The 16,721-nt window shown below is 62.3% G+C and carries 16 protein-coding genes; 11 read left to right on the forward strand and 5 right to left on the reverse strand.

Annotated features, from left to right (window positions below; all coding sequences use genetic code 11):
- Positions 1 to 71: 71 nt before the first annotated feature.
- Positions 72 to 302 carry a YtxH domain-containing protein gene (locus E4633_RS08615; protein ID WP_135869847.1) on the forward strand — a complete coding sequence of 77 codons (231 nt, stop codon included), beginning with the start codon at positions 72 to 74 and terminating at the stop codon, positions 300 to 302.
- Positions 303 to 345: 43 nt separating this feature from the next.
- Here the strand turns inward: E4633_RS08615 and ptsP are convergent, their stop codons facing one another.
- Positions 346 to 2,688: a phosphoenolpyruvate--protein phosphotransferase gene (gene ptsP, locus E4633_RS08620; protein ID WP_135869848.1), complete on the reverse strand. Its 2,343-nt coding sequence runs from the start codon at positions 2,686 to 2,688 to the stop codon at positions 346 to 348.
- Positions 2,689 to 2,841: 153 nt separating this feature from the next.
- Here ptsP and E4633_RS08625 point away from each other — a divergent pair, with 153 nt between their 5' ends.
- A complete protein-coding gene (locus E4633_RS08625; protein WP_135869849.1) occupies positions 2,842 to 3,633 on the forward strand; it encodes a tetratricopeptide repeat protein in 792 nt (263 codons plus the stop codon).
- 205 nt (positions 3,634 to 3,838) lie between these two features.
- On the opposite strand, the gene E4633_RS08630 is transcribed toward E4633_RS08625, so the two are convergent.
- Positions 3,839 to 4,942 (reverse strand): NAD(P)-binding domain-containing protein, encoded by a 1,104-nt coding sequence (locus tag E4633_RS08630; RefSeq protein ID WP_135869850.1) that lies wholly within the window; start codon positions 4,940 to 4,942, stop codon positions 3,839 to 3,841.
- A 165-nt stretch (positions 4,943 to 5,107) separates the two neighbouring features.
- On the opposite strand from E4633_RS08630, the gene E4633_RS08635 reads away from it, so the two are divergent.
- A complete protein-coding gene (locus E4633_RS08635; RefSeq protein ID WP_135869851.1) occupies positions 5,108 to 5,464 on the forward strand; it encodes a YtxH domain-containing protein in 357 nt (118 codons plus the stop codon).
- Between the two features lie 105 nt (positions 5,465 to 5,569).
- On the opposite strand, the gene E4633_RS08640 is transcribed toward E4633_RS08635, so the two are convergent.
- Positions 5,570 to 6,463: a phosphoribosylaminoimidazolesuccinocarboxamide synthase gene (locus tag E4633_RS08640; protein WP_135869852.1), complete on the reverse strand. Its 894-nt coding sequence runs from the start codon at positions 6,461 to 6,463 to the stop codon at positions 5,570 to 5,572.
- 112 nt (positions 6,464 to 6,575) lie between these two features.
- Entirely contained in the window at positions 6,576 to 8,153 is a 1,578-nt protein-coding gene (locus E4633_RS08645) for a peptidylprolyl isomerase (RefSeq protein WP_135869853.1), read from the reverse strand.
- Between the two features lie 240 nt (positions 8,154 to 8,393).
- On the opposite strand from E4633_RS08645, the gene E4633_RS08650 reads away from it, so the two are divergent.
- Genes E4633_RS08650 through E4633_RS08675 form a run of 6 tightly spaced genes read left to right on the forward strand, consistent with a single transcriptional unit; the run spans position 8,394 to position 14,643 of the window.
- Positions 8,394 to 9,437, forward strand: coding sequence for a rod shape-determining protein (locus tag E4633_RS08650; RefSeq protein ID WP_129128273.1), 1,044 nt, complete (start codon positions 8,394 to 8,396; stop codon positions 9,435 to 9,437).
- Positions 9,438 to 9,481: 44 nt separating this feature from the next.
- Entirely contained in the window at positions 9,482 to 10,495 is a 1,014-nt protein-coding gene (locus E4633_RS08655) for a glycosyltransferase family 2 protein (protein ID WP_135869854.1), read from the forward strand.
- A 36-nt stretch (positions 10,496 to 10,531) separates the two neighbouring features.
- The gene (gmhA, locus tag E4633_RS08660; protein WP_135869855.1) at positions 10,532 to 11,101 is read left to right on the forward strand and encodes a D-sedoheptulose 7-phosphate isomerase; all 570 of its coding nucleotides are present in this window, start codon (positions 10,532 to 10,534) and stop codon (positions 11,099 to 11,101) included.
- Between the two features lie 33 nt (positions 11,102 to 11,134).
- Positions 11,135 to 11,719, forward strand: coding sequence for a D-glycero-beta-D-manno-heptose 1,7-bisphosphate 7-phosphatase (gmhB, locus tag E4633_RS08665; RefSeq protein WP_135869856.1), 585 nt, complete (start codon positions 11,135 to 11,137; stop codon positions 11,717 to 11,719).
- 18 nt (positions 11,720 to 11,737) lie between these two features.
- Positions 11,738 to 13,885: a hypothetical protein gene (locus tag E4633_RS08670; protein ID WP_135869857.1), complete on the forward strand. Its 2,148-nt coding sequence runs from the start codon at positions 11,738 to 11,740 to the stop codon at positions 13,883 to 13,885.
- Positions 13,882 to 14,643 carry a TSUP family transporter gene (locus tag E4633_RS08675; protein WP_135869858.1) on the forward strand — a complete coding sequence of 254 codons (762 nt, stop codon included), beginning with the start codon at positions 13,882 to 13,884 and terminating at the stop codon, positions 14,641 to 14,643. Before E4633_RS08670 ends, E4633_RS08675 begins: the two co-directional genes overlap by 4 nt.
- Positions 14,644 to 14,710: 67 nt before the next feature.
- Here the strand turns inward: E4633_RS08675 and E4633_RS08680 are convergent, their stop codons facing one another.
- A complete protein-coding gene (locus E4633_RS08680; protein ID WP_135869859.1) occupies positions 14,711 to 15,379 on the reverse strand; it encodes a hypothetical protein in 669 nt (222 codons plus the stop codon).
- Positions 15,380 to 15,550: 171 nt separating this feature from the next.
- On the opposite strand from E4633_RS08680, the gene E4633_RS08685 reads away from it, so the two are divergent.
- Positions 15,551 to 15,751, forward strand: coding sequence for a SlyX family protein (locus tag E4633_RS08685; RefSeq protein ID WP_135869860.1), 201 nt, complete (start codon positions 15,551 to 15,553; stop codon positions 15,749 to 15,751).
- 18 nt (positions 15,752 to 15,769) lie between these two features.
- Complete coding sequence (locus E4633_RS08690; protein WP_135869861.1) at positions 15,770 to 16,720, forward strand: aldo/keto reductase; 951 nt, start codon at positions 15,770 to 15,772, stop codon at positions 16,718 to 16,720.
- The last annotated feature ends 1 nt before the right edge of the window (position 16,721 follow it).

Here is a 16,721-nt window from a genome sequence, read left to right on the forward strand (position 1 = left end):
GCCGGAATGTGATAAGAATGACTGCACTATTTTTCTGCCGGTCACTTCCAGAACCAAAAGGAGCATACGACATGTCGAAGAAAAGCGAACAGGCCGCTCTGCTGGCCTTCCTGGCCGGAGCCGCGGTAGCTGCGGGTGCCGCTCTCCTCTTTACCCCCAAAACCGGTCGCGAGGTTCGCGAGAAGCTGAGCGAAGCGAAGGATGATGCGCTCGACAAACTGAAGAGCTGCAGCACCAAGCTCCGTTCCAGAAGGGGCGCCTCCGATCCGCTCAACTACGACGGTGGAGACTGCTGGATATAAAGGGAAGGGGGCCGGAGTCCGAAAGGGCTCCGGCCTTTTTCGTCTACAGTCCGAGTTCGCGCTGCGTCGCCTCCAGAAAACTCCGGATCGACTGCGCGCTCTCCATGGCGAGCACACGCTCGGCGACCAGCTGCGCCTTTTCAAGGGTAATCCGGCGCACAGCCTCTTTCACCCTCGGGATACTGGGGGCCGAGAGGCTGAAGCTGCGCAGGCCGAGCCCCATAAGCAGCAGCGCATTGATCGGCTCACCCGCCATCTCGCCGCACAAGGAGGCCGGCTTTCCAGCAGCCGTCGCCGCATCGGCCACCTTCTTTATCGAGTGAAGGACCGCGGGGTGGTACGGATCGTACCATTTCCTTACCAACGGGTTGTTCCTGTCGCAGGCCAGCGTGTACTGGATAAGATCGTTGGTCCCGATGGAAAGGTAGTCCACCTCCTTCACCAGCATCTCTGCTCCTAGCACTGCAGCCGGGAGTTCCACCATCACGCCCAGGCCGATGTCCGGGGCGAACGCCTTCCCTTCGCGCAGCAAATCCTCCTTCACCTGTTCCAGGATCCCCTTGATGCGGCGTACTTCGTCCACCCCCGAGATCATGGGGAACATCAGGTTGCACCTTCCCCCCACCGAGGCGATGAGCACCGCGGCCAACTGCTCCCGAAGGATCTCCTCGCGGTCCAGGGACAGGCGCATGGAGCGCCATCCGAGAAACGGGTTGTCCTCTCTCGGGTGCGGAAAGTAGGAGAGCTCCTTGTCGCCGCCTATGTCCAGCGTCCTTATGTTGACCGGCAGCCCCGGAAAACCCTCCAGGACCTTGCGGTACACCACGGCCTGTACCTGCCGGGTCGGAAAGGAGCTTCTGGTCATGAAGGGAAACTCGGTGCGATAAAGGCCGACCCCTTCGGCTCCGTGCAGGTGCGCCACCCTCAGGTCGCTCAGAAGTCCTATGTTGGCGAGAAGGGAAACGGTGCAGCCGTCCAGGGTACGGGCGGGGAGGTCGCGGATCTCCTCGAGCTCGCGCTGCTTCTGGTCGAACTCTCCCTGCAGCCGCACGTACTCCTGCTTCACCCCCTGGTCCGGGTTCACATAGACGCAGCCTGAGTTGCCGTCAACGACGACCTCGCTGCGCACGCCGACCCGCTTCAAAAGTCCCTCCACGCCGAAGACGGCGGGGATGCCGAGCGCCCGGGCCATGATGGCCGCGTGCGCGTTGCGGTTTCCTTTCTCCGTAGCGATGCCGATCACCTTGCCGTGGTCCATGATGGCAAGGTCGGAGGGGAGCAGCTCCCTGGCCACGATGATGCGCTCGTCGCGCAAGCGCTCCTTTTGCCTGCTGTGACCGTTCAAGGCGTCGCAGATACGGCGGCCGATGTCCTCCATGTCGGCGCTGCGCTCCCTCAGGTAGGGGTCCTCCATGCGGGCAAAGGCAGCCACGTACGCTTCCACCACCTGGCTCACCGCGCGGTGGGCGCCGACGCCTTCCTCGATGAGGGCGGTGATCTTGCCGATGAAGCCGCGGTCTTCGAGGATCATCAGGTGGCTGTGGAAGATGGCGGCATCGGCCTCGGAGAGGATCTCACCCATCCGCTTTTCCATGTAGATGGTCTGGATGCGCGCCTTCTCGAGTGCCTGGTGGAACAGGTTCAGCTCTTCTGCGCGCGGACGGGCCCGTTCCAGTACCGCCTCCTCGGCGGGGCCGCGGTGGTGCAGTATGGATACCTTGCCGAGGGCGAACCCCGGGGAGATGCCTATGCCGGTGAGTGCTGTGGAGCCTGCGCCCTTGCGGTTGCCGCGGACGGCCTCTTTCGGCGTGCCCCCTTTTCTCAGGCGGTCCACCTCGGCCGCGTAGAAGGCGCGCTCCTCTTCCTTCTTGCGGATTGAATCGAGCAGTTTGGCGTTGGAGACGATGCTTGATATCTGCCAGGCGATGGTGGATACCGCACTGATCTCCTGTGGGGTGAAGGTGCGCGACTCGCGGTTCTGGATGACCAGGACGCCGATGGGGCGATCGCGTTCGAAGAAGGGGACCCCGAGGAAGGAGAGCACTTTCTCCTCCTTGGTCTTCCTGAAGTACTTGTAGCGGGGGTGCAGGGGGGCGTTGTCGGTCGCCACCACGCCGCGCTGTTCCACGGCGAGGCCGGTGAGACCTTCGGAGATCTTCATGGTGATGCCGACCGAGAGTCTGGACAGACCGCGGGTCGCGTGCAGTCTGAGCGTCTCGCCGTCCTCCTCCAGGAGATAGATGGAGCAGACCTCTGACGACATCCTCTTAGCGACCAGGTTGACTATGTTGTCCAGAGTTTCCTGCAGGTCGTGGGATTGCAGGATCAGCGCGCTGATATCCTCAAGCGTCCTTAGTCCCAGTTGTTCTCCTGCCTCCTCCGGCATTGCCTCCCCCTTGTTTCTGTTTGCCGCAGTATATATGAGGGAAAGGATATGTGGAAGCTTTTAATGCTTTTTCAGTGCTCTTAAGTTGGCAAAGCGGGCGCTTCTCTGTTATAGTGTGCGCCAATGAAATCTGATGCAGTTACGGAGGTGGCAATGGCAACGAATTTTGACGAGGCGCTGGCGAACGGAATAGCCCACATGGAGTCCGGCGAGTACGACCAGGCCATTGAGTCCTTCAAGGGGTGCATCGCCGTCGAACCGGACAACGCAGAGGGGTACTTCTACCTTGGTGAGGCGTATTCCGAAGCGGGGCGCAACGATGATGCGGTCGCCGCGCTTAAAAGGGGTCTCGAGTCCGCCCCGCAGGACCTGGACGGTCTCACCGCACTGGGCGACGTTTACTTCGAGTCGGGCAAGCACAAGGACGCGCTTGCATGCTACCGCAAGGTGACCGAATTGAACCCGGGGGAATGTGACGGCTACGTCAGCATGGGGCTTGTTTACAACGCTATGGAGCGCGCCGATGACGCGCTTAAGTCCTTCGAGAAGGCGCTCGAACTCGACCCGGCCAACGTCTTCGCGCTGAACGCGCTGGGAGATCTCTATTACGGGCTGGGGGAGAACGAAAAGGCGATCGCCTCGTACCACAAGGGGATCGAGATCGACCCCAACGACGCAACGGCCCGCTTCAACCTGGGCGAACTCTACTACGACATGGACGAGCTTGAGGCCGCCGAGCGCGAGACCCTGGAGGCGATCCGTCTCGATCCCGACTTCACCATGAGCTACCTGACCCTCGGGAACATCTGCATCGACCAGGATCGCACCGCCGAGGCGATCAAGCACTTCGAGAACTACCTGAAGAAGGAACACTCGCCGCAGGCGCGCGAGATGATCGCTGAGGTGAAGGCTGTTGTGGAGGGGCTTCGGGAGGAGCTTAAGTAAGGGGCGGTAGAGGCAAATCCCCCCTGTTCCCCCTTCGCCAAGGCTACGGGGGACAAGCTCCCCCTTCGCAAAGGGGGGGGACGTCAGGCGCATGCAGTAATTCGTGACAACGGCACCGGACATCACTTGGATTACTGGATCAAATCAACAAAGGGGAGCCGATTCGGCTCCCCTTTGTTGTGTCTGCTTAACGTTTTACTTCCGGCTATTTCTTCAGCTTCTTGACGACCGCCGCGATGACGTGATGGGCGTCGTTCACGGCGGTGTAGATCAGGTTCGGGTGGCGTTCTTCCTGGATGGCGCCTTTGCTGATGCGCATGTAGGAAGGGGAGATCGCACCGCCGATCACGTAGACCCCTTTTCTGGTCGACTCGAAGTCGGCGGTGAGCAGCAGCAGCCGGTCACCTTCCTTGGCGACCTGGCAGACACCCTCGGCGCAGGCGATGGTCTGCACACCGATCTTGTCGTAGATGGTAGTGGGGCCCTGGCTGCCGATGCAGGCGATGACGTTCTTCATCGGGAAACTCATGGCATGGTAGCGCTCGATTCCGCCGGCAATCTTGTCTTCGCTGACCCTGATCACCAGCCGGTCGACCCCCTCGTCGTCCACCTCACCGATCCTCGGCGTGGCGCCCGGCAAAAGCCTTATGTTACCCCCCAGAAGGATCTCCTCACCCAGACGCTGCGCGGTCTCCTTGTTCACGTCGAAGGTCTCGGCAACGTGCGCCCAATAGACCGGCTCCTTGTCGTTCGCGCTCCTCTTCTCCTTAAGGATTGAGATGATCACGTCGGCCGCGGAGTTTCCGCCTCCGATCACCAGGGTGCGCTTGCCGATGTACTTCTTCGGGTCGTCGAGCGTCTTTGCCACCATCTTCGCGTCGCCGTACACGGAGAGCTCCTTCGGGATGGAGCTTCCGAAGGCGAGGAGCACCTTTTTAGTCTGGAATGTGCCGCGCGAGGTGTGCACCTTGAGGTAGTCGCGCCCGTCCTCGATGTTCTCGAACTGGGTCTCGGTGAGCACGTTCAACCCCTCGTGCTGGACGAAGTGCTGCACGTACTGGATGTACTTCTCTACGGTCACCGGCTTGTCGGGCGGGCGGAGCTCCTCCACCAGGAACGGCTCGGGGTTTTCCTTGGGCTTGGACGGATAGACGTTCTTCCCTTCGGGGTAGGTGTTGGCGATGCCCTGGAAGATTGCCTTCCCGGACTCGATCAGCAGGTGCGTGAGACCATGCTTGTGGCAGAGGTACGCCGCAGCTACGCCACCGGGGCCGCCACCGACGATAAGCACATCATATTTTTGATCCATGTTTTCCTCTTGGAGAGCAAGATTGTTGTTGTTGCAACGGTTCAAATATACACGCTTCAATACCCGCTTCAAAGCAATAATGAGAAGCGTACTTGGCAAAGCCTCACCATCGGGTAGTATATGGATGTTCCCTTGAACAACAACACACCCAAAGGAGGAGGGGCCATGGCCGATCGGGATAACAAGGTGATGGTTGGAGCGCTCATGCTCTTGGCAGGCGGCATCATCGGCGCGGGGGTCGCGCTTTTATACGCGCCGCAAAGCGGCCAGAAAACCCGCAAGGACATCTCCCGTTACGCGAAAAAGGCGCGGCGCAAAGGGGAGGAGGCGCTGGAGGCGGTTGAGGATTTCACCGAGCAGGTGACCGACATGGCCGAGGCGATGGGCGATCGCGCGGCAGAGATCCTGGACCGCGGCAAGGACATGGCCTACGGCGCCAAGAAGAACCTTCTGAAAGCCCTGGAGGACGGGGAGGCGCGCCTCACCAAGGAGAGGACGCGGCTTGCGAAGATGATCGGGTAGAAGGCAAAGGGCAGGACCCAACGAGCGGCATCTAAAGGAAAAGGCCCCGCATCGGAAACGATGTCGGGGCCTTTTTTTATCCAAAAGCCGGACCAGGTCGGCAGGCTAGGGCGCCTTCATCCCGGTCAGCTTGACCAGCGCTTCCATGTACTTCTCGCCGGTCTTCTGTACGATCTCGGCGGGAAGCGGCGGGGCAGGGGCGGTCTTGCCCCAGTCCAGGGTCTCCAGGTAGTCCCTCAGGAACTGCTTGTCGAAGGAGGGCTGCGGGCCGCCCGGCTTGTAGCTCTCTTTGGGCCAGAAGCGGCTGGAGTCCGGGGTCATGCACTCATCGATGATGATCAGCTCGCCTTCGTAGATGCCGTACTCGAACTTGGTGTCGGCGATGATGATCCCTTTCTCGTCGGCCAGGTCGCGGGCCTTCTCGTAGATCTTGAGCGTCACGTCGCGCACCTTCTCGGAGATCTCTTTCCCGCAGATGTTGCACATCTCTTCGAAGGAGATGTTCTCGTCGTGGGTGCCGAGCTCGGCCTTGGTGGAGGGGGTGAAGATCGGCTGCGGCAGGCGGTCGCTTTCCTTGAGCCCTTCGGGGAGCTTGATGCCGCAGATGGAGCCGGTCTTTTGGTAGTCCTTCCAGCCGGAACCGGAGATGTAGCCGCGCACGATGCACTCGGCGGCCAAAGGCTTCGCCTTCTTCACCCACATGGAGCGACCTTTCAGGGTCTCCGCGTAGGGCTGGCACTCCTTCGGGAAATCGGCCACATCGGTGGAGATGATGTGGTTCTTGATGATGCCTTCCATTTGGCGGAACCAGTAGGCGGAGATCTGGGTCAGCACGTAACCCTTGTTGGGGATCCCTTCGTTCATGATGACGTCGAACGCGGAGATCCTGTCGGTGGTGACGATGAGCAGCGTCTCCCCGAGGTCGTAGATGTCGCGCACCTTCCCGCGTGCGGCAAGCTTCAGGCCGGGGAAGTCAGTGTTGAGTACCGGTGTAGTCATTGGTGCATTCTCCTTTTATGGTTCGCCTTGAGCGTGAAAAGTGAAAGGTGAAGAGTGCACCTTGCACCCTCCACCTCACACTTGAAAGCTGTTGACGCTTCCGTTTGACCCGTTAGTCCTGCAGCACCAGCGGGTTGATATCGATCTTGGCCTTGTCGCGCAGACCCTTGACCCACTTCTCGAGCACCTCCTGCTGCTTCTTCGGAAGGAGGGCGGCCTTGATGCCGGCGGCCTTGGCGGCGAGGTCGGCAAGAGGCGCCTCGGCGCGGGATTTGAGGCTCACCGCGTACCAGCGGTCACCGACCTTGAAGGGCTGCTTCGCGGCCTGGTTCGGAGCGGTGAGCGTGAAGGCGGCGTCCATGAGCTCCGGCGAGGTGCCGATGGTCGGCACGGCGCCGGTCGCGGCGTAGCCGAAGCTGCCGGTGGACTTGGCGGCACCGCCCTTGGCAAGCTGCTGCAGCGCTTCCGCGGCCTTCTTCTTGGCGAGCTCGGCGGCCTTAGCCTCGACCGCTTTCGCCTCGACGGCCGACTTGATCTGTGCCAGCGGGGGGACGGCAGCCGGTTTCTTGTCCAGTACCTTGACGAGGTAGATCCCTTTTGCGGTCTCCACCGGGCCACCCAGTTCACCCTGCTTGATGGCGAAGGAGCGGGCGATCACCTCGTTTTCGCCGGCAAGTGCTGCCGCCGGGGCCTTGGCGGTGAAGAGCGCGGTCTTCTCCACCTTGCTGCCGAGGGCTGCTGCTGCGGCGTCGATGTCGCCGGTAGCCTTGAATTTGTTGGCAGCCTCGGCCGCTTTCTCGTATGCCTCTTTGGCCGCTTTCTGCTTCTGGGCGTCCGCGGTGGCCTGATCCTTCACCTCGGAGAAGGGCAGGATGCCGCCCTTGCCCTGGTAGCGGTCGATGTTCTTCTGGTAGTAGGTCTGCGCCTCTTCGGGGGTGACGGTCGCCTTGCCCGCTGCCTGGGCCGGGTTTACCAGGGTGTAGGCCACGGAGACCTGCTCCGGGGTCTTGAACTCGTTCTGGTGATCCTGCAGGTAGGTGGTGAGCTCCTGGTCGGTCAGCTTGATGCCACCTTTGACGTCGGCAGGGGAGAAGGAGACGTAGGCGAGGTCGACCTTGTCGTTTTGTTTCTTGAAGGCGTCCTTCACTTCGGCGTCGGTAACCGTGGCACCCATCTTCACCTTGTTACGCGCCTTCGCGAGCAGCATCTCCTGCTCCTGGGCCTCCTCGAATTCCTTCGGGGTGAGGCGGTTCGCCTTGAGGGTCTGCTGGTAGAGGTTGAAGTCGAAGGCGCCGTTGTTCTGGAAGGCGGGGATCTTGGCGATCTCTGCCGCGACCTCGTCCTTGTTCACCTTCACGCCCATTTTCTTCGCCTCGCCAAAGACGAGCACGTTGTCGATAAGGGTGTCGATGGTGAGCTTCTTGATCCCCATCTGTTTTTCCATCTCGGGGGTGAGGGTTTTACCGTAGATCTGCTCATAGAGGCCGCGGGTGCGGTAGTAACTCTTTTGGAACTCGTCCAGGCTGATCTTCGTGCCGTTGACGGACGCCGCATAACTTTTGCCGCCACGCTGACCGTCGCCACCTTTGCCCCAGACCAGGAAGATGGTTCCTATGAAAGAGAGAACGATGACAACAAAGACGATCTTGATGACGATCGACTGCTTATACTTCCTCATTACGCCTAGCATTCGGGTTCGGCTCCTTTGCATACAAAATTGACGCCATTAGATTAGATCAAGAGACGCGAATGATAATATAATTTAATCGCAAAAGCAACGGTAGAATGAAGCGGTATACGTCCAATGTTTCAGCGCCCTGTCAGCCAGTAGACGGGTTTTCTTTCTTGCAAGGGTGCGTAGCTTTTGCTATATTTCCACCTTTGCCGGGTCGGTCCCGGCTACCGCGCCAATTCAAAAGGAGTTCCCAGGATGCTCAAGATTTTCGATGCCCTTTTCGGCATGTTTTCTAACGACCTCGCCATCGACCTCGGCACGGCCAACACCCTCGTCTATTTGAAGGGTAAGGGGATCGTGGTGCGCGAGCCGTCCGTGGTCGCGGTCCAGAAGATGCCAAGCGGCCAGCAGAAGGTGCTTGCCGTGGGGATGGAGGCAAAGAAGATGTTGGGGCGTACCCCCGGCACCATCACGGCCATCAGGCCGATGAAGGACGGGGTCATCGCCGACTTCGACATCACCGAGGAGATGCTGCGTTACTTCATTCATAAAGTGCACAACAGGAAAACCCTGGTGCGCCCGAGGATCGTCATCTGCGTTCCCTCCGGCATCACTCAGGTGGAGAAGCGCGCCGTCAAGGAGAGCGCCGAGTCCGCCGGTGCCCGCGAGGTGTACCTGATCGAGGAGCCGATGGCGGCGGCGATCGGTGCGGGGCTTCCCATCACCGAGGCGTCCGGCAACATGATCGTCGATATCGGGGGGGGCACCACCGAGGTGGCCGTGATCTCCCTGGCCGGCATCGTCTACACGAAGAGCGTCCGCGTGGGCGGCGACAAGATGGACGAGGCGATCGTTCAGTACATCAAGCGCAAGTACAACCTCCTCATCGGCGACCGCATGGCCGAGCTCATCAAGATCGAGATCGGCGAGGCATACCCGGGGACCCAACTGCTGCACATGGAAGTCAAGGGGCGCGACCTCGTCTCCGGCATCCCCAAAACCACCGAAATCGACTCCAACGAGATCCGCGAGGCACTCTCCGAGCCGGTTACCGCCATCGTGGACGCGGTACGCAACTGCCTCGAGCGGACCCCGCCCGAGCTTGCGGCCGACCTCGTCGACAAGGGGATCGTGCTGGCCGGCGGCGGCGCCCTGTTGAGAAACCTCGACGTCCTTTTGCGCGAAGAAACCGGTTTGCCGGTGGTCACCGCCGAAGACCCGCTTTCCTGCGTCGTGCTCGGCTCTGGCAAGGTGCTCGACGAACTCGCACTGCTTCGCAACGTCGCCGTCAGTTCCTAGGCCGGATCGCGCTCCAATCTGCCGTTTCTACCAGAGGGATTTTCATGACCGACGCTATCGTAGACGTCATCATACCCGTTTGGAACCGGCCCGAAGAGACTCGAAACTGCCTGGTCAACCTGATCAACCACACCCCGAACGCCCGCTTCATCATCGTGGATTGCGGCTCAGAGCGCGACACCGAGAGGATGTTGCAGGAGTTTGCCGACGCTCTGGACGAGCGCGCCCTTTTGATGCGCGACGACAGCAACATCGGGTTCGTGCGTGCCGCAAACCGCGGTTTTGAGAGTTCCGAGGCGCCGTTTCTGGCCCTGATGCGCAGCACCAGCATAGTAAAGGCGGGGTGGTTCGAGCCGCTTTTGCAGTTCGCACACACCCATGCCGACGCCGGGATAATGCTTCCCTGTCTTGACCCGGGCGACCCCTGCGACCTCCCGCGCGAGGTTGTCAGCGGCTCCTTCGCCGCCATGGCCGTGCGCCGCGAGCTCTACCGCAAGATCGGAGGGTTCGACGAAACGATGGACGGCGGAGCCTGGTGCCTTAGGGACTTCACCATGCGTGCCTGCGCCGAAGGGTTTCGCACCGTGCAGGTCCCCGGTCCCACGGTGAGCCACCATGACGAGGCGCCGCTTGGTTCCGTGCAGCGCCGCCGCGAGACCCTATTGCGGAGCATCTCCCTTTTCAAGGAGCGCTGGGGGGAGGGGGGCAACTTCCTCGTCTACGTCCCCAAGGGGGTCGAGGCTTCGCTTCTCGAGCAGAAGCTGGAACTCCTGGTGGAGGGGGCCCGGCACGGCGACTGCTACACGGTGCTCCTTCCTTTCACGCTGCATCAGCAGGCCCGGCAGCAAGGGCTTGCCGCACTGCATGAAAACGTGAAACTGGTGGCGCTGCCGCGCATCGCCCTGGACGGCATGAAGCGCCGCCTCTACGAGAAGCTTCTCGCCGCTTCTCCCGACACGCAGCCGGTGATCGCCGTGGACGGACTTGCCTTGCCGTGGAGCGAGCAGTACCTGTCGTTTTCGCAGCTTGCCGAGCGGATCAAATCGCGCGCCCACTAGAGGCCGCTTGTCAGCACACAAAAAGTCGGAGGGATGATGAAAGACGAGATCAGGGCCCAGCTCCAGGCCCACAACCAGGTCATGACGGCGCTCGAAAGGGACCTTGCTCCCGCCATAGAGAGCGCCGTTTCCCTTTTGACCGAGGCGTTGAAGGATGGGCGCAAACTCATCGTCATGGGCAACGGCGGCTCCGCAGCGGATGCCCAGCATTTCGTCGCCGAGATAGTCGGGCGTTTCAAGCTCGAGCGCCGCGCGCTTCCCGCCATAGCCCTCAGCACCGACACCTCGATCCTCACCGCGATCGGCAACGATTACGGCTTCGAGCAGATCTTCGCCCGGCAGGTCGAGGCGCACGTGCGTCCCGGTGACGTCGTCGTCGGCATTTCCACGAGCGGCAATTCTCCGAACGTGCAGATCGCCCTCGAGGCCGCGCGGCGCCTTGGGGCCCGGACCGTGGCGCTTCTGGGCAAGGACGGCGGCAGCATCAAGGGGATCGCCGAGCTCTCCCTGATCGTCCCCAGCAACGACACGCCCCGCATCCAGGAGGGGCATATCACCATGATCCACATCATCTGCGACCTCGTTGAGCGCGGGTTGTTTCTTTAAAAGGCGGCTGACGAGCCGGAAGGGCCGGGCATCATGGGCAAGCATCGGGCGGTTTTTCTCGACAGGGACGGGACCATCAACGAAGAGGTGCAGTATCTAAGCCGTGTGGAGGATTTCCGCCTCATCCCGGGCGTCCCCTATGCGCTGCAGCGCCTGAAGGACGCCGGTTTTCTCCTGGTCGTCGTCACGAACCAGTCCGGCATCGGACGCGGGCTCTACGACGAAGCGGCGCTGCACGCGATCCACGACAAGATGCACGAGGAACTAAGCAGCTTCGGCATCACCATCGAGGCATGCTACTTCTGCCCGCATCACCCCGAACATGCGGTCGGCGACTACCGCGTTGACTGCAGTTGCCGAAAGCCCCTCCCGGGTATGCTGCAGCAGGCTGCACTCGACCTGGATATCGACCTTTCCGGCTCCTACATGATCGGGGACAAGCTTGGTGACATCGAGGCCGGGCTGAACGCCGGGTGCACCTCCCTCATGGTGCAGACGGGGTACGGCGCCGCGGACTCCGCGAGGCTCCCGGAGGGGGTGCTTGCCTACCCGGGGCTGCAGGAAGCGGTCGAGGCGATCTACGAGCGGGAGGGGAAGGGGAAACGCCCCGGGCGCTAAAGGCAAAGGGGCCTCACCATGAAGCCGTTTCAGCAGATCTTTCCCGGCGCCCAGGCGCCTGCCATGACCCTGGAGGTCGCGCACCAAAGCGGCCGGATCCCACAGGGGAAATACACCTTCCTGGAGTGTTTCTGCACGCGCCCCGCGTGCGACTGCCGCCGTGTCGTGCTCCTGGTGATCGACGGGAAGATGCGGCACAGAGCGCAGATGCACCTCTCCCTCGACGACGAGGGCCCCTTCAGCGGTCCTCACCTCGATCCCGTAAGCTACCAGGCCCCCTACGCCGACGAACTCCTCGACTTCTGCGTCCATTCCCTCAACTCGTGTCCCGACTGGTTCGAACGCCTGCAGCGGCACTACGGCGAGGTGCGCGGACTTGTCGACGGCAGGCCCTACTGCGGAAAGCCTTTCCCGCCCCCAGGTCAACTTTTCTTTCGCGCCATGCCGTCGCCTGACCTCGAGAGCTCGCTGAGGGAGTCCCTGAGGCATGACGGCAGGCTCTGCGGTTCGCGTGTGCGTCCGGACGCGGGCAAAGCGCTTAACGGGATCGAGCGGCTCGTGGAGCTCTCCCTCCAGGCGGGGGGGGATGCATCGGTGGCCGTTACCCTCGCCCTGCGCGAGGAACTGCACCGGCACCTGCTGGCGAACCCGCCCGCGTGTGAGGAACTGGCGGCACTGCTTGCCGGCCTTTCCGGCGACCCCGATGAAGCTCGGGAGCGTGCCGCAGCGTTCAGGCTCTTGCGGCACACCCTCGATTTCTACACCGTCGAGGCTCAAGGTGGGCTCCCAGGGGCCAGGCAGCAGATGCAAAGGCTGCAAAGGGCGCTTTTGTCGCGCGTTTTTCACGACGACGCTCCGGCACTGCTGCAGCGCGATGTGATCGCCGTTCTCGCCGAGGCGCGCGTGCCGCTCATGCCCGAACTGGAGCGCATGATTTCAGGTGACGCTTTCCCGCAAGAGGTGAGTGAGCCGTTTCTCCCCGGCGTGATGAAGCGCCTCGCGGCGTCCGGCCTGGTTTCGCCTTTCGATGGCGCCGACGAGATGCTGGGGCTCTTCGCCCTGAGCGACGCCGAGATGCTCCCAGGTCTTGTCTGGGAGATGCTCAGCGCGGACACCCCGCTTCTGCGCGACATCGCCGCGCTCTTTCTTTTCAACGGGGATACGGAGTTGTCGCGGGGCGTCGCCCGCATGCTGGCGGCGGTCGAGGGGGGGGGCATCACGCCCGAGACGCTCAGCCGTCTCATCGTCACGCGCAACTGGTTCGACGACCCGGTGCGCGGCTGCATCGACGAGGCCATCGGCAACGCCCGCAAGGCGCGGGTTGCCTGCGCCCACATGCCGACCCCATCGGAGGTCGACGTCCTTGCCGGCCCCCTTGACGGTGCCGGGAACCAACTCTTTTACGCCGTGGCTCCCGACTCCGGCGGTCATGCAGGGTGTACCGTCTCGCTGCAGGAAGGCGGAGGGGTCGCCGAATGCACGGTAACCAGGCTCTCTTCCCTGACCGAAGTGGATGCCTTCCTTGCCGCCGCCCGAAACCGCGGCTGCTGTATCGACTCGAGTCTCGACTACCTCGGCCTGCGCATCGCACAGGCCCTGGCGCAGGGGAACGAGCAGGGTAGGGCGCCCGGGCACTGGCTGGTCCGGTTGGCCGAGATCCTCGGGTGCAGCCGCTGGAAGGCGGCGCCGCTTGACGCCCGACGCGAACTTGAAGCGATGCTTGAGGAAATGGCCGAGAACACCCCGCTCCTCCTGGAGCCGGCCGAACAGATCGCCTCGCTTGAAGAGTCCGGGGAGTGGTGCCGCTACCGCGCCCTCTTTGGGGGATGGAAGGAAGAGGGGAGCGCGGTGACGCGCCTGGTCGTCGGCGCGGGCCCCGGCAGCATCAAAAACGTGACGGCCGTCATCGAGCGGCTGTGCGATCAGTTACTGGAGCAGAAACGTCAAACCCTGATGGATCGGCTGGTTCTGCAGGCGCTCTGGCTTAAATCCTCGCCGCAGGCCCCCATCGCCTGGCAGCGGATGTACCACGTGGCGCAGGCCATGGCCGACCCATCGATAGCACTGAAGGAGATTCCCTTGGCAGTATCCGTAGCAAAGCAGACCTTGAAGGCTTACCAGGCGCGCACCGCGTCGCGCGACGGCGCAGAGGGGGACCCGGCATGATCGAGCTCTCCCCGATCCTTTTCCCCATTCTCTTTATTACCGGCGCGGTTGCCGGACTGATCGACTCCATCGCCGGCGGGGGCGGGCTGATCACCATTCCTGTGCTCCTCGGCATGGGACTTCCCCCGCAGACGGCACTCGGGACCAACAAGCTGCAGGCGTCCTTTGGCTCCTGCAGCGCCATGTTCCACTTCGTCCGGGCGGGAACGGTGAACCTGCGCGACGCGCTTCCCGGCGTCATCTGGACCGCCGTCGGCGCCATCCTTGGCTCCTACACGGTGCAGCAGATCGACCCCGGGTTCCTGAAAAAGTGCATCCCGTTCCTGCTTTTAGCGATTCTCTGCTACACCATCTTCACGCCGAGGCTCGGCGCCGAAGAGGTGCACCCGCGCCTGCCGCGCCGTCTCTTTTACGGCATTGCCGGCCTGGGGCTGGGTTTCTACGACGGCTTCCTCGGACCGGGCACCGGCTCGTTCTGGGTGATCGCCATCATGCTAGGTCTCGGCTTCGACATGCGCAAGGGGACCGGGTACACCAAGCTCTTCAACTTCGTGAGCAACATCGTCTCGCTGGTGGTGTTCGTCGCCGGGGGACACGTGCTTTTGGGGGCGGGGCTTCTCATGGGGGCGGGGCAGGCGGTGGGGGCCAGGGTCGGCGCGAAGCTCGTGATCCACAAGGGGACCAGGTTCGTCAGGCCGGTGTTCATCTGCTCGGTGCTCGCGGTGACGGCAAAGCTTTTTTGGGACAGCTACCGGTAGGGGAAAGGGGACCGCGCCGCTGGTGCCGGTCCCCTTTTCGCAGGGTGGGGCGGGGCATCTCCCCCCGCTAGATCTCGCGCACGGAGCCGGCTTCGGCCTGGCCTTCCAGGTCACGGGCGTTCAGCTCCTGCTCCAGATGCTCCAGCATCTCGCTTACTTGCTGCACGAATGCGGCGGGGGCCACTTCGCAGGCCCGCAGCGCCGATTCAAGCCGCTTTGCCGCGGACACGGCGGCCTTCAACGGCACCAACTGGTTGGGCTCCTCGCGTAACGCGGACACTTCCTTGAACTTCTTCAGCACGGTGGGGTGACTCTTCTCGTCCTCCACCACGCGCTTTCTCAAATCGCCGTACTCTTCCTCGGAAAACCCCTTCTCTTCCTTCGCCTGACGCAACAGATCGATGGAACGATAATCGGGCAGGGGACGCAACTCTTCCCGCTGCTGCAATAACTGCGGCTCTTCTTTCTCCATGAACCGGTACGCCATGGTGAGCTTCTCCGCGGTGCCGCGCTTGATGCGGATCTCCTGCACGCAGTACTCCTCAAAGCTGCCGTAGCCCCACTCACGGAAGCGCGCCCGCTTGCTCACGTCGAGCAGCTTCTCGCCAAGCTCCACCCAGGACGACTTGAACCGCTTCGCCTTGTCCAGCACCTCGTAACGGTCCGTTCCGGGCTCCAGATGCTGCATTATCGTTTCGATGTGCTTCTCGCTGCTCGATTTCGGCGTATCCGACATGTCTCTTCCTCCGTCTCCCGGCGCTCCGACCTCCGGGACAGGAAGCGAAATTATCAGAATCCGTCCTGTTTTTGAAGTTTTTTGTCTTGGCTATGGAAATGAATCAGGTTAAACTTTGCCGGTCCGTGACGCTTTGCCCGGACGGCGACCGCTACTGACAGGAGAAAGACTATGGAACAGCGTCTGACCGACATGGAGATGCTGATCATGCATCAAGGTCACGTGATCGATCAGCTGAACGAGGTAGTGACCGGGCACCAGGCCGTCATCGATCAGCTTGCCAAGGAACTGAAGATCATCAAGGAGCACCTGAGCGGCATCGGTTCTCAGAACAGGCTCCCCTCTGAAGAAGAGCCACCCCCGCATTACTGATCCAGGAGCAGGAGACGCATGAAGAAAGTAGCGCTTGGCAGCACCGGTCTGAGCATCAACCCTCTTGTTTTCGGCACGCTTCCCCTGGGTCCCCTGCAGGCCTCCCTCTCGCCTGAAGAGGGGGGACGCCTGATCCGCCACGCCCTCGAGCGCGGTGTGAACCTCCTCGACACGGCCGAGCTTTACCAGACCTACCCGCACATCCGCCGCGCCCTTGAAGGCTTCACCGGCCAAGTGCACATCGCTTCCAAAACCCACGCCAACACCGCTGAGGCGGCCCGCGCCCACGTGGAGCGCGCCCTCACCGAGTTGGGGGTCGAGCGCCTCGACATCGTGCACCTGCACGGCGCGCGCGTCGCCGATCCCTTCGTCGAGCGTCCTGAGGTGATCGAGACGCTGGTGCGCATGAAGGAGGAGGGAAAGATCGCCCACGTAGGGCTCTCCTCCCATTTCGTCGCCGCCATGAAGAAGTCGGTGACGCATCCGGAGATCGAGGTGGTGCACCCCCTGATCAACCGCACCGGCATGGGGATCATCGACGGATCCCGGGAAGAGATGGCCGAGGCGATCGCCGCCTGCGCCGCCGCGGGTAAGGGTGTGTACGCCATGAAGGCGCTCGCCGGCGGAAACCTCATCTCGACCGCGCGTGAGAGTCTTCGTTTCGTGCTGGACCTAAAGGGGGTGCACGGCATTGCGCTCGGCATGCTCTCCGAGGCCGAGATCGACGGCAACCTCGCCCTTTTCCACGAGGGGCGCGCGGACGAGGCGCTCTGGAGCACCCTCGAGGGGAGGCGGCGCAAGCTCACCATCATGGAGGCCTTCTGCAAAGGGTGCGGCGCCTGCGTCCCGGCCTGCACCAACAACGCGCTCGCCATGGTGGACGGCAAGGCCCGGGTCGACGATGATGCCTGCATCCTGTGCGGCTACTGCGGGGCGGCCTGTCCCGAGTTCATGATCCGAGTGGTGTAGT

The organism is Geomonas terrae (assembly GCF_004791675.1).
GTDB classification, from domain to species: domain Bacteria; phylum Desulfobacterota; class Desulfuromonadia; order Geobacterales; family Geobacteraceae; genus Geomonas; species Geomonas edaphica.

What these genes read in the sequence shown, in the direction of transcription:
- E4633_RS08645 (WP_135869853.1), bottom strand. Translation starts at nt 8,153, where the DNA reads ATGCTAGGCGTAATGAGGAAGTATAAGCAGTCGATCGTCATCAAGATC.
- gmhB (WP_135869856.1), top strand. Translation starts at nt 11,135, where the DNA reads ATGGGCAAGCATCGGGCGGTTTTTCTCGACAGGGACGGGACCATCAAC.
- E4633_RS08685 (WP_135869860.1), top strand. Translation starts at nt 15,551, where the DNA reads ATGGAACAGCGTCTGACCGACATGGAGATGCTGATCATGCATCAAGGT.
- E4633_RS08680 (WP_135869859.1), bottom strand. Translation starts at nt 15,379, where the DNA reads ATGTCGGATACGCCGAAATCGAGCAGCGAGAAGCACATCGAAACGATA.
- E4633_RS08625 (WP_135869849.1), top strand. Translation starts at nt 2,842, where the DNA reads ATGGCAACGAATTTTGACGAGGCGCTGGCGAACGGAATAGCCCACATG.
- gmhA (WP_135869855.1), top strand. Translation starts at nt 10,532, where the DNA reads ATGAAAGACGAGATCAGGGCCCAGCTCCAGGCCCACAACCAGGTCATG.
- E4633_RS08630 (WP_135869850.1), bottom strand. Translation starts at nt 4,942, where the DNA reads ATGGATCAAAAATATGATGTGCTTATCGTCGGTGGCGGCCCCGGTGGC.
- E4633_RS08650 (WP_129128273.1), top strand. Translation starts at nt 8,394, where the DNA reads ATGCTCAAGATTTTCGATGCCCTTTTCGGCATGTTTTCTAACGACCTC.
- E4633_RS08655 (WP_135869854.1), top strand. Translation starts at nt 9,482, where the DNA reads ATGACCGACGCTATCGTAGACGTCATCATACCCGTTTGGAACCGGCCC.
- E4633_RS08690 (WP_135869861.1), top strand. Translation starts at nt 15,770, where the DNA reads ATGAAGAAAGTAGCGCTTGGCAGCACCGGTCTGAGCATCAACCCTCTT.
- E4633_RS08670 (WP_135869857.1), top strand. Translation starts at nt 11,738, where the DNA reads ATGAAGCCGTTTCAGCAGATCTTTCCCGGCGCCCAGGCGCCTGCCATG.
- E4633_RS08675 (WP_135869858.1), top strand. Translation starts at nt 13,882, where the DNA reads ATGATCGAGCTCTCCCCGATCCTTTTCCCCATTCTCTTTATTACCGGC.
- E4633_RS08615 (WP_135869847.1), top strand. Translation starts at nt 72, where the DNA reads ATGTCGAAGAAAAGCGAACAGGCCGCTCTGCTGGCCTTCCTGGCCGGA.
- ptsP (WP_135869848.1), bottom strand. Translation starts at nt 2,688, where the DNA reads ATGCCGGAGGAGGCAGGAGAACAACTGGGACTAAGGACGCTTGAGGAT.
- E4633_RS08635 (WP_135869851.1), top strand. Translation starts at nt 5,108, where the DNA reads ATGGCCGATCGGGATAACAAGGTGATGGTTGGAGCGCTCATGCTCTTG.
- E4633_RS08640 (WP_135869852.1), bottom strand. Translation starts at nt 6,463, where the DNA reads ATGACTACACCGGTACTCAACACTGACTTCCCCGGCCTGAAGCTTGCC.